Below are 15113 nucleotides of genomic sequence, written 5' to 3'. Positions count from 1 at the left end.
TGTCCCCCTCACGACTGTGAAGCCGACGTCTGAGCGTCGGCGCTTCCATTCACGGTACGTTGCACCGTACGCCATCGCCAAGTTGCCCCGCCTTCGAGCGGAAGAGACGTCTTCCGTATCGCCCCGGCCATGCCGAAAACTCGCCAAGCTGATCTCGCGACGGAGCCGTGCATTTGCGCATCGCGAACAGTCTTATATAAGACATAAGACATAAGACGTTTGACCTTGCCAGATATAGGGACTAAAATCGCGCTAGACGCAGTCTTGGAACAAGCCTCGGAGGGCTGACCCCCTCCCCCCGAAACGAATTGCCAGCAGGTCTTCTCATGCTCGAAAACTATCGTGTTCACGTGGCCGCCCGCGCCGCGCTTGGTATTCCGCCCCTGCCGCTGACGGCACAGCAGACCGCTGAACTGGTCGAGCTGCTGATCAATCCGCCGGCGGGTGAAGCCGAAACGCTGCTCGAGCTCATCACGAACCGCGTCCCGGCCGGGGTGGACGAAGCCGCTCGCGTGAAGGCCGGCTTCCTCGCCGCCGTCGCCAAGGGTGAGACCGCCTGCTCGCTCATCTCGCGCGCCCGTGCGACCGAACTGCTCGGCACCATGCTGGGCGGCTACAACATCCAGCCGCTCATCGAGCTGCTGTCCGACGCCGAAGTCGGCACCGTCGCTGCCGAGGCCCTCAAGAAAACCCTCCTGATGTTCGATCAGTTCCATGACGTCAAGGAACTGGCCGACAAGGGCAATGCCAACGCCCGCGCCGTGCTGCAAAGCTGGGCCGACGCCGAATGGTTCACCAGCCGTCCGGAAGTGCCGCAGAGCCTGACCATCACCGTGTTCAAGGTGACGGGCGAAACCAACACCGACGACCTCTCGCCGGCCCCGGACGCCACGACCCGCCCGGATATCCCGATGCACGCGCTGGCGATGCTCAAGAACGCGCGCCCCGGCATCACCCCGGAAGAAGACGGCAAGCGCGGCCCGATCAAGTTCATCGAATCGCTCAAGGAAAAGGGCCATCTCGTCGCCTATGTGGGCGACGTAGTCGGCACCGGCTCCTCGCGCAAGTCGGCCACCAACTCGGTGCTGTGGTTCACGGGCGAAGACATCCCCTTCATCCCGAACAAGCGTTTCGGCGGCGTGTGCCTGGGCAGCAAGATCGCCCCGATCTTCTACAACACGATGGAAGACGCCGGCGCACTGCCGATCGAACTCGACGTGTCGAAGATGGAAATGGGCGATGTGGTCGAACTGCGCCCGTACGAGGGCAAGGCCCTCAAGAACGGCGAAGTGATTGCCGAATTCCAGGTCAAGTCCGACGTGCTGTTCGACGAAGTGCGCGCCGGCGGCCGTATTCCGCTGATCATCGGCCGCGGCCTTACGGCCAAGGCACGTGAAGCGCTGGGCTTGCCCGCATCGACTCTGTTCCGTCTGCCGCAGCAACCGGCCGACAACGGCCGCGGCTTCTCGCTGGCGCAAAAGATGGTCGGACGCGCCTGCGGCCTGCCTGAAGGCCAGGGGATCCGCCCGGGCACGTACTGCGAACCGAAGATGACCTCGGTCGGCTCGCAGGACACCACGGGTCCGATGACCCGCGACGAACTCAAGGATCTGGCATGCCTCGGCTTCTCGGCCGATCTCGTCATGCAGTCGTTCTGCCACACCGCCGCCTATCCGAAGCCGGTGGACGTGAAGACGCACCAGACCCTGCCGAACTTCATCAGCACGCGCGGCGGCATTGCGCTGCGTCCGGGCGACGGCGTGATTCACTCGTGGCTCAACCGCATGTTGCTGCCGGACACCGTCGGCACGGGCGGCGACTCGCACACGCGCTTCCCGATCGGCATCAGCTTCCCGGCGGGCTCGGGTCTGGTCGCCTTCGCCGCTGCCACCGGCACGATGCCGCTGGACATGCCGGAATCGGTGCTCGTGCGCTTCAAGGGCAAGATGCAGCCGGGCGTCACGCTGCGCGATCTGGTCAACGCGATTCCGCTGTACGCCATCAAGCAAGGCATGCTGACGGTGGCCAAGCAGGGCAAGAAGAACATCTTCTCCGGCCGCGTGCTTGAAATCGAAGGCCTGCCCGATCTGAAGGTCGAGCAAGCGTTCGAACTCTCGGATGCCTCCGCCGAACGTTCGGCCGCCGGTTGCACGGTGCACCTGAACAAGGAACCGATCATCGAGTACCTCAACAGCAACGTCACGCTGCTGAAGTGGATGATTGCGCAGGGCTACCAGGATCCGCGCAGCCTGCAACGCCGCATCGCGGCCATGGAGCAGTGGCTGGCCGATCCGCAACTGCTGTCGCCGGATGCCGACGCCGAGTACGCTGCCGTCATCGAAATCGATCTGGCCGACATCCACGAACCGATCGTGGCCTGCCCGAACGATCCGGACGACGTGAAGACGTTGTCGGACGTGGCTGGTGCGAAGATCGACGAAGTGTTTATCGGCTCGTGCATGACCAACATCGGTCACTTCCGTGCGGCATCGAAGCTGCTCGAAGGCAAGCGCGACATTCCGGTCAAGCTGTGGGTGGCGCCGCCGACGAAGATGGACCAGAAGCAGTTGACCGAAGAAGGTCACTACGGCGTGTTCGGTACGGCGGGTGCGCGCACGGAAATGCCGGGCTGTTCGCTGTGCATGGGTAACCAGGCACAGGTGCGCGAAGGTGCAACGGTCATGTCGACGTCGACCCGCAACTTCCCGAACCGTCTGGGCAAGAACACCAACGTGTATCTGGGCTCGGCGGAACTGGCGGCGATCTGCTCGCGCCTGGGCAAGATCCCGAGCAAGGAAGAGTACATGGCCGACATGGGCGTGCTCGCCACCGACGGTGACAAGATCTACAAGTATATGAACTTCGATCAGATCCAAGACTTCAAGGAAGTCGCCGACACGGTGCAGATGTAAGTGTGATGGCGTGTTACGGTGCGTTGCTTGTGCCATAGTGCGCGGCGCACGGAAATATGGCGCTGCGAACCTTCGGTTCGCGGCGCCATTTTCTTGCCACGCGACGGATCACGACATGCATGACGTTAAGCTTGGTGCGCTCAAACAGTCGCACGCCGAACGCTTGTTCGGCGCCAATGGATGCGACGACGTCAGGTCTGTAAGATGCTGCGCGCCTCAGCGGCCTTACGGCTTCGCGCTACCTCCTCCGCCGCGCGAAGGGCCTACAATTCGTTCGGATCGGAGTTGATACCCGGGCGTCGTCCTCTATACCCTCGACATGGAGGACGACTCTCCCCAGCGGGTCATCAGTTTGAAGTTAGCCCGCCGACCGGTTCATGGACGAAGCTGTTGGCGGACTATGGGACGGGCAGGAGCGAACTCGGTGGATCACCGCCCCCCGCGCATGTCGAACTCGGCCAACTCGTCGGCATCAAGCTGTCCGATGAGTCCGGTTTCCCATTCCAGATAGCGCCGCGCTGCCTCTCGATTACCTTCGTGCCGGTCGTGCACAAAGAATAAGAAGTCGATGCAGGCCTGATCTGACGGTTGATCCGGTGAGCTTTCGCAAGGCAGCCCGGCGGCCGCCCAGGTCGCGAAACCGCCCGTCAGCACCGACACACTCGAGACATCGCGACGTGCGAGCAATTCAGCCGCCGCTAGCGCAGCGACGGCGTCATCATCTGCAACGAGCACGACATCCGCGCGATCGGACGGTAACGCGACCGTCGCGAGGCGCGGTCGAATCGACCAGATGGCTCCCGCCACGTGCGCGCGCCTGAACGCCATGCTCGAGCGGACATCGACCACGCAGGCCTGCGCATCGTAGCGTCGCGCCGATAGCTCGCTCGCGTCAATGCCGGGCAGCGCATGCGCTCGCCACCGGTCCGGGCGCGGCAGCGTCAGCCCGCTACGCACGCCGGCCGAAAGCACGTAAGCGTCGTGGCCGAGTTGCCGCAGCCAACTAGCGATGACGGGTGCCCGCGCGTCGTCGTCGTCAAATACGATCACCTTCGCGTGGCGCACACCAACGTAGCGGTCGGTTGCGTGCACCAGTTGCCCGCCTGGCACGTGGCGCGCGCCAGGAAGACTTCCAGCGGCGTATTCATCAGCCGTCCGCACGTCGAACAAAAACACGGAATATTCGCCTTCCGCCTGCCATCGCACGACGGCGTCAGCATCGATGCTCTGCACTCCGAAGCGCTCCGCGAGCGCCGCGCTTGCAACTTGCGCCGCAGCAAGCGTGGCCGGCGACACAGTGTCCGAATAACGCCGTTCGTCCCCATGTTCAAGCGCGTGGTCGGCCAAATACCAGCCCTGCGTTCCGTTTTCGAGCGCCAGAACACGGTCCTTCGGCCAGCCCAGATTGATCAATGTTTGGGCGCCCACAATGCTGCGCGTGCGTCCTGCGCAGTGGACGACGAGGATCGCCTCTTTGCTGCCCGGCAAATCATCGACGCGCAACGCCAATTCGCCGTTGGGCACGCAAATTGAGCCGGGCACCGACATTTTTCTGTGCTCGTCGATGGGACGTCCGTCGAGCAGCAGCACATTGCGCCCACTGGTACGCCAAGCGACCAGTTCGTCCGCGCTCACGCGCGGTGTGTCGTATGCATGCTCGATCAGTTCCCCGAAAACCTTTGACGGAACGTTCACGCCACTAAACACGTTGAGCCCGGCGTCTCGCCACGCGTGCATACCGCCGTTGAGCACATGCACTTTCGTATATCCGAGTGCGGCCAGCCTCTGCGATGCCCGCGCAGCGACCGAGGGCGCGCCGTCGTCACGGCTTTCGCTACCGCTGTCGAATATGACGACCCTGACATCTTTTCGCGGCGCAAGCCGTTCGACATCGATTTCGAGCCGGCTGTACGGCAGCGACACCGCGAAGAGCGGATGTCCTTCACCGTACTGACCATGTTCGCGAACATCGAACAACGCGATTTCGTCGCCGTCGTGCAGCCATCGCTTCAGTGTGGGCGCGTCGATCGATCTTCCGCCCAACCCGAACGAATAGCCGTCTGCGGCAACCTGCGCCAGCAGATGCTTCTCCCAATCGAGATACGCGCGCATCGCGTCAGCATTACCTTGGCGGCGATCGTTCGCCCAATACAGCACATCTACACGCGCGTCCTGGGACAATGCGCTGTCGGGAGACGCCTCGATGGGAAGCCCTTGGTCACGCCAAGCACGCAGCCCGCCGGCCACGACGGCGACCGATACGCCTTCGCCAGCAACTTCCGCCAGATCGAGCGCAGCCAGATGGGCGGTCGCGGCATCGCTCGAAAATAGCACGAGCGGGCGGTCATTTCGAACATGCGCCTTGATCTCGTCCAGCCGCGCACGATTCGCCCACACTGCGCCAGGCGGATGTGCCGCAAGATAGTCCGCACTCGAATCGAACGAAACGGCGAGTGCGCCGGCTCGAATTCGCGCCACCGCATCGACCGGCGAAATTTCAGGGGCACCCCGAACGCCGGCGCTCCATTCGCGCTCGACCCGCGCCGCGCGATCTGCCGCGTCGGCGCCAACGGCATAACCGTTAACCTGGGCTGCATCCGACGACGGCGCATCTACGCCGAACGCGTCCGTCAGCACGTAAACGTCCCAGCCCATATGCTTGAGCCAGTGCGCGGTCATCGTTGCACGCGCGTTGTCTGAATCGATCAACACGACACGTGCGTTCAAGGTGCCGACCCATTGGTCAGTCGCCTGAATCAACTGCCCACCCGGAGCCGACCGCGTACCGGGAAGATGGCCACATGCAAATTCCTGCGGCGTGCGCACGTCGAACGCGTACGTCGTGCGACGCGCCTGCTGTGCTTCGGACATCCAGTCGTCGAACGTCGAGCGCTCAATGCGTGCGATGTCAAAGCGGCGAGCGACTTCCCGCGCGCGCTCGGCTGCGCGTGCGCTACCCGCCTCGCTCACAGAAGGGAAGCGGCGGTGCATGCCGACCTCCAGCTCGAAGCCCGCAAGGCGCCAACCGTGATTGCCATCCGCGAGCGCAACGACACGATTAGGCACGCCGGAATTGATAAGGGTCTGCGCGCCAACAATGCCACGCGTGCGTCCGCCACACGCAACAACCACCAGCGTGTCAGGCGACGACACGAGATCGTCGAATCGATAGACCAATTCCCCGCCCGGGCAAGATACGGCGGACGGCACATGGCGGGCCGCGTGCTCCGCTTCCGTGCGCGGGTCAAGCACGATCACCTCGGCGTTGGCATCCAACAATTCCGCCAACTGGCCTGCATCGATCGACGGCGTGTCGAAAGTATGCTCAACCCACTCGCCAAAGGCCTTGCTCGGCACATAAATGCCTTGAAATACCTCGTTGCCGGCCGCACGCCACGCCGGCACGCCACCTCGCACCACACCTAACTGCGAATAGCCGAACGCACGCAGTCGTTCACGCGCGCGCGACGCGATACCGTTTCCATGATCAATCAGCAAGATCGGACAGGAGCGGCGCGGTACGAGCGGCGGCACCAGCAGTTCGAGCCGGCTATATGGCACGTTAATCGCCCGCAGCAGATGGCCGAGCCCGAATTCGCCCTCCTCGCCGACGTCAATGAGCGCGAACTCGTCGCTACCCGCCAACCATTGCTTCAATTGCTCGATCGAGACGTCGTCGAGATGCATCATCTACCTTTCTCCAATATCGATACGGTGGCGCTACGAAGACGCACTCATGCGCCCGCGGCCGGGTGCAAAACAGGAAGGGACTCGGCCAACGGCTGAGGCCGGACCACGTCTGATAGAAACTGGCGCGCACGCGGGTGGCGCGGCGCCGAAAAGAACTGTTGCGGCGTCGTATCTTCGAGGAGCGTGCCGGCATCCATAAACCAGATCCGGTCCGCCACATCGGCCGCGAAGCCCATCTCATGTGTGACAACCACCATGGTCATGCCGTCCGCCGCGAGTGCCTTCATGACGCCCAGCACCTCGCACACCATCTCCGGATCCAGCGCGCTGGTCGGCTCGTCGAACAGGATCAGCGGGGGTTGCAGCGCCAGCGCGCGCGCGATTGCAACGCGCTGCTGCTGCCCTCCCGACAACATGCTCGGCATCGCGTCCGCGCGATGGCCGAGTCCAACCCGTTCCAGGAGTGCCATCGCACGCATTTCGGCGTCCCGTCTCGGCGTTCCAGCCACCTTGGTCTGCGCGAGCATGACGTTCTGGAGTGCTGACAAATGCGGGAACAAATTAAACTGCTGAAATACGAAGCCAATTCCGGCGCGCAAAGCATTCAGACGCCGTCCTTTCGCGTAGATGTCATTGCCGTCAACGCGAATCGTGCCCCCCCCGATATCCTCCAAACGATTCACGGTGCGGATCAATGTCGACTTGCCGGAGCCCGATGGCCCGCAGACGACGACCACTTCACCTTTATTCACGCTCCCGCTTACGCCGTTCAGCGCGTGATACTTGCCATACCATTTCTGTACGTTGTCGAACTCGATCATCGCGTCCATCTCCAATCCTTTGCTCATCACTTGCCGAATGCTCATTGCGCGGCGCGTCGCCGCTGGATACGTTTGTCCAGCATTCGCGCTAGCGCCGAGAGCGATGCACAGGCCAGCAGATAAAACCCGGCCAGCACCAGAAAGACCTGCAGCGCATTCGTCGTTTCCATGCTGTTGACCTGTTGCGCCGAAAACGTCACTTCCTGAACGCCGATCACATACACGATCGAGGTTGCCTTGATCGTCGACACGAACTGATTGACAAACGAAGGAATCATGTTCACCAGCGCCTGCGGCAACAGCACGTGCCGTAGCGCCTGAAGGTGCGACAAGCCTGATGCGCGAGCCGCCTCGGTTTGTCCGCGCGGCAATGCAAGTAATCCGGCCCGCACGATCTCGCTGAGAAACGCCGCCTCGTAGGCGACGATTGCCGCAAGCGCCGTGTAAAACGCGGAAATGGTCCGCCCGGTGGCAAGCGGAATCACGTAGTAGGCCCAGAACACAATCATCAGGAGCGGAATTCCACGCAACGTGTAAACCCAGGCGAATGCGGGCCAGCGGAGTACGCGCCACGGACTCATTCTGGCCAGCCCGAGCGCAAGTGCGACCGGAAACGCTAGCCCCAAACCGAGGACCGCAAGGATCAGTGTCAGCGCGAAGCCGCCGATCGGCCCTCTCGGCCAGCCTCCCACCAGAAAGACCAGCAGGTATCGATGCAGAATGTCGAACATCGCGCTCACCCCCTCGGCGCCGGCGCGTAGCGCCAGGACAACCACGCGCCCAGGCCCATCAGGAGCCAACAGGACAAGAGATAAAACACCGTCGATACCGCGAACACTTCGAACGCGCGAAACGTTTGGTTCTCGATCGCATGCACTTGATACGTCATCTCCGCTACCCCGATCACCATCGAAAGGCTCGTGTCCTTGAACAGAATCAGCGAGCGGTTGAGCAACGACGGCAGCCCGATACGCAGCGCCTGCGGCAACAGCACGTAGCGCATCGCCCCGCCGCCGCTCAGTCCGATCGAGCGCGCCGCTTCAATTTGTCCATACGGAACCGAGCGCAGTCCCGAGCGAATGTCCTCTGAAAAGTACGCGGCGGCGTTGAGAGACAGTGCAACGGCAGCCAACAGGAATTCGCTGTCGTGGTGGTTGATCCAGAGCTGGATGGCACGAGGCAGCAGCTGCGGCACCCCGAAATACCAGACCATGATCTGCACGACGGTCGGCACGTTGCGGTGGTATATGACAAACGCGCTCATCAGCGCGGCGATCGGCCTGACGGGCACCACCCGCAGCACGACGATCACCAGCGCGACGATGAAGCTGCCGACCCACGCGCACGCGAACAGCGACAAAGTGGTGCGTGCGCCAGAGGCGAGCAGGTCGGCAAAACCGTTCGTCAGAAGGAACGAAAGATTAAATTGCATCGTTCAATTTGGCCAAATCAGGGCTGGTCAACGGGCTCGACCTTGAAGGTGCGAGTTAGCTTGTAGATCGACTGCGACCCGAGCCACTTGTCGTAGATCGCACTGAGCGCACCGCTGCGATCCATCTGGGTGATCACTTGGTTAATCGCGGCCAAGAGCGGCGCATTGCCCTTCTTCACGACGATCCCCATATGTTCAATGAATACGGGTTGCGGCAGCAGCACGGTCGGGTCGTCGCCATTCTTGGTATTGTTCTGAAAGCGGATCAAACCCAATTCACCGCCCACCACGCCATCCACCTTCTCGTCCTGCAGCGCGAGATAGCATGCGGCGATATCGCTAAACGTAATGATTTTTGCCTGCTTGAGCACTTGGCCTGCGATTGCGGCCGAGCCAGAGCCGCTGGTCGCGCACACGCGAGCCCCCTTGAGCTGCGCGATGTCGGTGACGCCGGACTTCTTCTTGACCAGGACACGGATCGCGTCCTGCAGGTACTGCAGGCTAAAGTCGACTTGTTGTGCGCGCTGTGGCAGATAAGTCATCGAGCCCGCGACCAGGTCGACGCGCCCCATGTCCAATTCCGCGATTCTCGCCTCGGTTGACATCGGCTTGTGCTCGAGAGCAACGCCGAGTCCAGCGGCGAGCGCGTGACACATATCGACGTCATAGCCCACGAAAGTGCGGGTTTTAGGATCCTGGTACGCGTACGGCGCTGTTGCATTCTGCGTGCCGCAAATCAACTCGCCACGCGCTTTGATTTCCGCAAGCGTGGCGGCGTGCGCGCCCGTTGTCAGTACCGACGAAGTCAGTACTGCGAACAAAGCCCCGATTTTCCAGACGATGCCTTTACTCATAATGGTCCCCTTCTCCTCGTTGAAATTCCGCGTCAGCACGCGGTTCGCAGCGCAGGCAGCGCTTGTTCGAGATCGCCGATCAGATCCGACACGTCTTCCAAACCGACATGAAGACGGACCACTGCCCCTTCCGGCCGCCACGCGTTCACGGTACGTACCGCCTCGGCGTGGACAACGTTGACCAGGCTTTCGAAGCCGCCCCAGCTGGACCCAATTGCGAATAGCCGCAGCGCGTCAACGAAGGCTCGTACGTTTGTGCAGTCCTCGCGCAGCACGATGGCGAACAAGGACGCCGCCCCGCGGAAATCCCGCTGCCATAGCGCGTGGCCAGGATCTTCGGGTAGCGCGGGATAAAGCACGCGACTGACTTCGGGACGTGCCTGCAACCAGCGCGCTACGGCCAGTGCGCTTTCCATTTGCTGCTTCAATCGCACGCCCATCGTGCGCAGTCCGCGCAGGGCGAGGTAGCAGTCGTCGGGGCTAACGCCGTAGCCGAAATCGCTCACGGCATCGCGCACCACGCGCCAGTAGCGCTCATTGGTTGTGATCACGCCCATCATCAGATCGGAATGACCACCGATGTATTTGGTGGCGGCGTGGATCGATACGTCGACGCCATGTTCGAACGGCGAGTAGAAGTAGGGAGTCGCCCATGTGTTGTCCGCTACGACCGCGCAGCCCGCGGCCCGCGCCGCCTTCGCGATCGCCGGAATATCCTGCACTTCGAACGTCATCGATCCGGGCGATTCGCAATAAACAACCGCCGTCTCCTCACGAATCAACGCCGCGATGCCGGCACCGATCTTTGGGTCGTAGAACTGCACGTCGATGCCGAGCGGCACGAGTCGCCGCATACAAAATTTACGCGCTGGCGCGTACACCGTATCAGGCACCAATACATGACTCCCAGGCGCCGCCAGGGCCAAAAGCGTTGCTGCGATCGCAGCGAGACCATTGGGTAGCGCCACCGACCGATATCCTCCTTCGAGTTCGGCAACCGCGCGCTCGAAAGCAAACGTCGTCGGCGTGCCATGCCGGCCATAGCGCACGCCATGGTCCCCTAATTCGCGCCGCTTTTCGTACGCTTCCAGCGTTGGAAAGATCACCGTCGACGTTCGATATACCGGCGGATTGACCATCCCCGCGTGGTCGGCGGGGCTACGGCCGGCATGGGTCAATACCGTATCTGCTCGTTTCATGAAATAGTTTGTCCGTTTGCGTTAATGATCATCGGCGGGCGACGCGCCGCCTCGACGAGGTCGATGCCGCACGCGCAAAACGAGCAATCCAGGCAATTCATGCGTTCCTTCCTGGCAATGCTCGTCGCGCGTGCGCGCTGACCTCGCTTCCGCTCAAGTGATATGCGCTTCGACGCACTCCCGATAGCCACTATTTGCGCGCAGCGCTGCGCGATAACGCTCAACCGCCGGCAATTCGGCGAGCCCATCGTCAAGGAGCGATAGCCGGTGAACGTGCGGCGCGAGTGAGATGTCGCCTATCGTGAGCCGGGCGCCGGCGATGAACGGCCCTTCGCCCAGGCTTGCATCCAGAATCTTCGCTGTCGCGACAACGCGATTGCCCAGCGCACGTAGATGGTCGACCGGGGCCGACTGCTTCCGAGCCTCACGGAGCGCCCGCAACGCCGGAATGAGATTGAACGACGCCCAATCCATCCATTTGTCGCTGGCCGCGCGTGCGCCGGGATCAACCGGCCACAGCGTGCCGTCACCGTAACGCGCGGCAAGATAGCGTACGATCGCGTTCGACTCCCACAACACCAACGAGCCATCGCGCAGCGTCGGAATCCGGCCGTTGGGATTGAGCGACAGGTAAGCGTCAGAGCGAAGCGAGCCGAAGTCTCCCCCCGCAAGGTGAAGTTTGAACGGCACATCGAGCTCATTCAGCGCCCACACCACCTTCGCGAAGTTGGATGATGTGTTGCGTCCCCATACTTCGATCATCGATAACCCCCGTGTGAAGATCTACGTCGCCCGCACCCACCGTCGCGCGAGCGCTCCATTGACATCGCGTGGATTACGCGAAATCCTTGCCGACGGTTGGCCGCATGAAGTTCTGGTTGTAGTTGAGGACTCGACCGGTCTCCAGATCAAACCCAATCCGATCACTCAACGTTTCGAGACCACGGCCATACAAGTGCAGATGTCGCACGGTGCTGGCGCCGTCAACGTGGATGCTGTGGATATCGTCCGGCATGAACTCGATGGGCGCGCCCGGACGCACAACGTATTCCCGTTCCAATTCAAGCTGCGCGCGCTCCGGGTCGCTACCGTCGTCTACGCGCCGGTAAATGCGGTTGAGCTCTTCTCCCGCCAGGGCGACAATCACGGCCCAAGTGCCGTGATTGTGCGGTGCAGTGCGCTTGCCCGGCACGATCGAATTCACGTAGAGCGCAAAGCCGTGATCCGGCTGTTCGTTCAGCAAATAGCGCAGCGATGTCTGCGGAGCACCGGGCGCCGGCGCGGGAAAATCTTCCAACGGGAATAGGTCCTGCGCGTCGGTGAGGCGTTGCAGAATCCGGCTCACCTCGCTCAGCAGCGCGCGATCAGGGGTGCGCTGCCCAACTCGTTCAATAATCTCCGCCATCGTTTCCTGCACAAGGGCGTGGCGTTTGGTGCGACGATCCATGTCTATCTCTCCTGTTTGATGGAGAAACGTTATCAATTCATTATCTGCAGAGGAAGTAACTCTCTATAATGTGCTATATGAATTTTTTATACATGTAGGGGAAGGTCCACCATGAACGTTCAGCAACTCCGCTGCATTTGCGAGGTGGCCCGCCAGGATCTGAATGTTTCCAAAGCAGCCGAGACGTTGAATACGTCGCAACCTGGCGTTAGCACGCAGATCCGGCAATTGGAGGAGGAGCTCGGGTTCGCAATCTTCGTCAGGCAGCGCAGCCGCCTAGTTGCGATCAGTAGTGATGGTGCGCTGGTGATCGAGCGAGCCCAGCGCGCATTGATGGAGATCGACGACATCCGGCAACTGGGGCGGGCGCATCGCACCGATGAGAACGGTACTCTCGCCATTGCGGCGAGTCACACTCAGGCCCGTTTCCGTCTGCCCACGGTACTAAGCAAATTCACTCGGGAATACCCGAAGGTGCAAATTACCATCCGGCCCGAGAGCGGCAAAGCAATTCTCGACGCGCTCATTACTGGGCGCGCCGACATTGGTGTGCTCAGTACGTTCGACTCGCTGCCGGTGGGACTCGTGGCGCTTCCCTTCCACACTTACCGGCGCGTGCTGCTGGTACCGATTGGGCACGAACTCCTCGACATGGAGCGCCCCTCACTCGAAGACATCGCACGCTATCCGATCGTGGTTTTCGAGCCGTCCAACTCGCGCACAACACTGCTGCGCGAACTTGATCGACTGCATCTCAGGTCACCGACATTGCTGCAAGGCACCAATGCCGATGTCGTCAAAGCGTACGTCGAACATGGACTCGGCGTTACCGTGTTGCCCGACATTGCGTTCGATCCTCAGCGCGATTTCGGCTTGCGCGCAATCAATGTCGACCACCTGTTCCCGGAGAGCACCACCTACCTCGTACTGAACAACAAGCATTACCTGCGGCCATACACCTACGCGTTCATCACGATGCTCGCCCCTCAACTGCGCCGCGAAATCGTTCAGAAGGCATGTACGTCGTCGAACCCATAATCGACATTGAACAGGAAGGATACCGATCCTTCCCAATGTGATGGCCGGGAGATGGGTCCTCGCCGCGCCTTCGTGTTGCCACCTTGATTCCCCTAGACCAGATCGACAGCTCAGTAGTGATCTGCGCCTCTTCGCCTCTTCGCCTCTTCGCCGCTGCATTGTTGCGTCACTGCCCCTCGGTGATAAGTGCCGATTTTTCGCGTGCTCTCACGTGAACAATTCAGCGCACTTATGCAGCATAAGAAAAAATTAATTTCAAATCCGAAATTGACTTGGTAATTTTCGGCACGAGTAGCTCAACACCCATCTGGCCAATGGCGATGAAGTAGCGTTTGGCATTCGGCAAATCCGGCATTTTGGAATGTCAACGATGCTGCTGATTCAAGTCGAATAACCTCACATCCACAGGGAATTGAATCTTGAAAAGAGAACTTCTTTTTGCGGGCATTCTGTCCGCAACGGCTTCGCTCGCCCATGCGCAAAGCTCAGTTACGCTTTATGGCCTCATCGACACTGGACTCACGTTTGTCAGCAATCAAGGAGGTTCGCACAACGTCCAGACGTCCGCGGGTAGCCTCAACGGCAACCGCTGGGGCTTAAAGGGCGTCGAGGATCTCGGCGGCGGGTTGTCCGCGCTGTTCACAATCGAGAGCGGGTACGGCATTCTCGATGGCAAGCTTAAGCAGGGCGGCAGGCAATTCGGTCGTCAAGCATTCGTCGGCCTAGCGAGCTCGCAATTTGGCACCGTAACGGTAGGCCGGCAAACAAGCAACATCGTCGACTACCTCGGTCCGTTGGGGCTTCCAGCCGGCTCTTGGTCCAATCATCCATACGATAACGACAATCTCAACAACTCCTTTCGCGTCAATAACTCTGTGAAGTATCAGAGCCCGACGTATGGCGGATTGCGATTCGGCGGCATCTATGGCTTCTCGAACCAGGCAGGCGGCTTCAGCGCAAATCGCACGTGGAATCTGGGTGTGGATTACGCGTACGGATCGCTCAGATTTGCAACTTCGTATTTGTTGGTCAATCACGGCGGAACATCCGTCAATCCCACCGGCGCTGTCAGCGACGATGCGCCTTTCACTGCTGAACGTCAGCGTACTTATGGTGCTGGGGTTAATTACGCATTCGGCAAGGCGACGGTCGGCCTGGTATTTACGCAAACGCGCCTTGACAATCCTGTCTCTATCAGCAGCTCGGCTTCCGGTCGCTCCGGTAATCTCGCACTCGGAGGAAGCAGCGCGCGCTTCACGAACTACGAGGTCAACGTACGTTACACCATGACACCCGCATGGATGCTGCTCAGTTCGTACACGTTCACTGATGCAAACTTCAACGGTGTGTCGCCTAAGTTCAACCAGGTGAACCTCGAACTGGATCATCTGCTGTCGAAGCGAACCGATGTCTATCTGCAGACCGTCTATCAACATGTCAGCGGTACGGGACGATCCGGTATTACGGCCGACATCGACGGACTGACGGCGTCGTCCACAAACAATCAGACGGCAGTGACCGTCGGCCTTCGCCACCGGTTTTAATTGCGTCGGCCCGGTACTAGCGCGCGAAAACAAGAACGGGCGGCCACATAGCGTCCATTAGAAAAACGCGCGTGGCGGCGCACGCTCGCAGGTCGCGTGCGCCGTTCGCTCTTGTCAGAAGTCGTCTATCGGATGTTCGTCGCGCAACCGAACGATGACTCGGGAACACGTGGTGT

The 15113-nt window shown here is 60.9% G+C and carries 11 protein-coding genes and 1 pseudogene; 3 read left to right on the top strand and 9 right to left on the bottom strand.

Going from position 1 to position 15113, the window contains the following annotated elements; genetic code table 11:
- The first annotated feature begins 326 nt into the window (after nucleotides 1-326).
- On the top strand, nucleotides 327-2912 hold the full coding sequence (gene acnB / locus PCE31107_RS00625) for a bifunctional aconitate hydratase 2/2-methylisocitrate dehydratase (RefSeq protein ID WP_150605869.1): 2586 nt from the start codon (nucleotides 327-329) through the stop codon (nucleotides 2910-2912).
- A gap of 429 nt (nucleotides 2913-3341) precedes the next feature.
- Here the strand turns inward: acnB and PCE31107_RS23575 are convergent, their stop codons facing one another.
- The 9 genes and pseudogenes from PCE31107_RS23575 to PCE31107_RS00585 form a co-directional block, all read right to left on the bottom strand.
- Nucleotides 3342-4955, bottom strand: a complete 1614-nt coding sequence (locus PCE31107_RS23575; RefSeq protein ID WP_246181708.1) for a rhodanese-like domain-containing protein — start codon at nucleotides 4953-4955, stop codon at nucleotides 3342-3344.
- Nucleotides 4956-5549: 594 nt separating this feature from the next.
- Nucleotides 5550-6599: pseudogene (locus PCE31107_RS23570) on the bottom strand (rhodanese-like domain-containing protein); the annotation flags it as partial.
- Nucleotides 6600-6646: 47 nt separating this feature from the next.
- Nucleotides 6647-7423 carry an amino acid ABC transporter ATP-binding protein gene (locus tag PCE31107_RS00615; RefSeq protein WP_150606808.1) on the bottom strand — a complete coding sequence of 259 codons (777 nt, stop codon included), beginning with the start codon at nucleotides 7421-7423 and terminating at the stop codon, nucleotides 6647-6649.
- A 41-nt stretch (nucleotides 7424-7464) separates the two neighbouring features.
- Nucleotides 7465-8154, bottom strand: a complete 690-nt coding sequence (locus PCE31107_RS00610; protein ID WP_150605865.1) for an amino acid ABC transporter permease — start codon at nucleotides 8152-8154, stop codon at nucleotides 7465-7467.
- Nucleotides 8155-8159: 5 nt separating this feature from the next.
- Nucleotides 8160-8855 carry an amino acid ABC transporter permease gene (locus PCE31107_RS00605; protein WP_150605863.1) on the bottom strand — a complete coding sequence of 232 codons (696 nt, stop codon included), beginning with the start codon at nucleotides 8853-8855 and terminating at the stop codon, nucleotides 8160-8162.
- A 17-nt stretch (nucleotides 8856-8872) separates the two neighbouring features.
- The gene (locus PCE31107_RS00600; RefSeq protein WP_150605861.1) at nucleotides 8873-9709 is read right to left on the bottom strand and encodes a transporter substrate-binding domain-containing protein; all 837 of its coding nucleotides are present in this window, start codon (nucleotides 9707-9709) and stop codon (nucleotides 8873-8875) included.
- Nucleotides 9710-9741: 32 nt separating this feature from the next.
- Complete coding sequence (gene metC / locus PCE31107_RS00595) at nucleotides 9742-10908, bottom strand: cystathionine beta-lyase (RefSeq protein ID WP_150605859.1); 1167 nt, start codon at nucleotides 10906-10908, stop codon at nucleotides 9742-9744.
- Between the two features lie 153 nt (nucleotides 10909-11061).
- Nucleotides 11062-11670 (bottom strand): glutathione S-transferase family protein, encoded by a 609-nt coding sequence (locus tag PCE31107_RS23270; protein WP_174966512.1) that lies wholly within the window; start codon nucleotides 11668-11670, stop codon nucleotides 11062-11064.
- A gap of 73 nt (nucleotides 11671-11743) precedes the next feature.
- Nucleotides 11744-12355 carry a cysteine dioxygenase family protein gene (locus tag PCE31107_RS00585; RefSeq protein WP_150605857.1) on the bottom strand — a complete coding sequence of 204 codons (612 nt, stop codon included), beginning with the start codon at nucleotides 12353-12355 and terminating at the stop codon, nucleotides 11744-11746.
- A gap of 111 nt (nucleotides 12356-12466) precedes the next feature.
- Here PCE31107_RS00585 and PCE31107_RS00580 point away from each other — a divergent pair, with 111 nt between their 5' ends.
- Both PCE31107_RS00580 and PCE31107_RS00575 read left to right on the top strand, forming a co-directional pair.
- Entirely contained in the window at nucleotides 12467-13393 is a 927-nt protein-coding gene (locus PCE31107_RS00580) for a LysR substrate-binding domain-containing protein (RefSeq protein WP_150605855.1), read from the top strand.
- Nucleotides 13394-13812: 419 nt separating this feature from the next.
- Nucleotides 13813-14937 (top strand): porin, encoded by a 1125-nt coding sequence (locus PCE31107_RS00575; RefSeq protein ID WP_150605853.1) that lies wholly within the window; start codon nucleotides 13813-13815, stop codon nucleotides 14935-14937.
- Nucleotides 14938-15113 lie beyond the last annotated feature (176 nt).

Source organism: Pandoraea cepalis (assembly GCF_902459625.1).
GTDB classification, from domain to species: domain Bacteria; phylum Pseudomonadota; class Gammaproteobacteria; order Burkholderiales; family Burkholderiaceae; genus Pandoraea; species Pandoraea cepalis.
The sequence above is the reverse complement of the archived record's forward strand: the minus strand, read 5'-3'. Positions and strand labels throughout refer to the sequence as shown.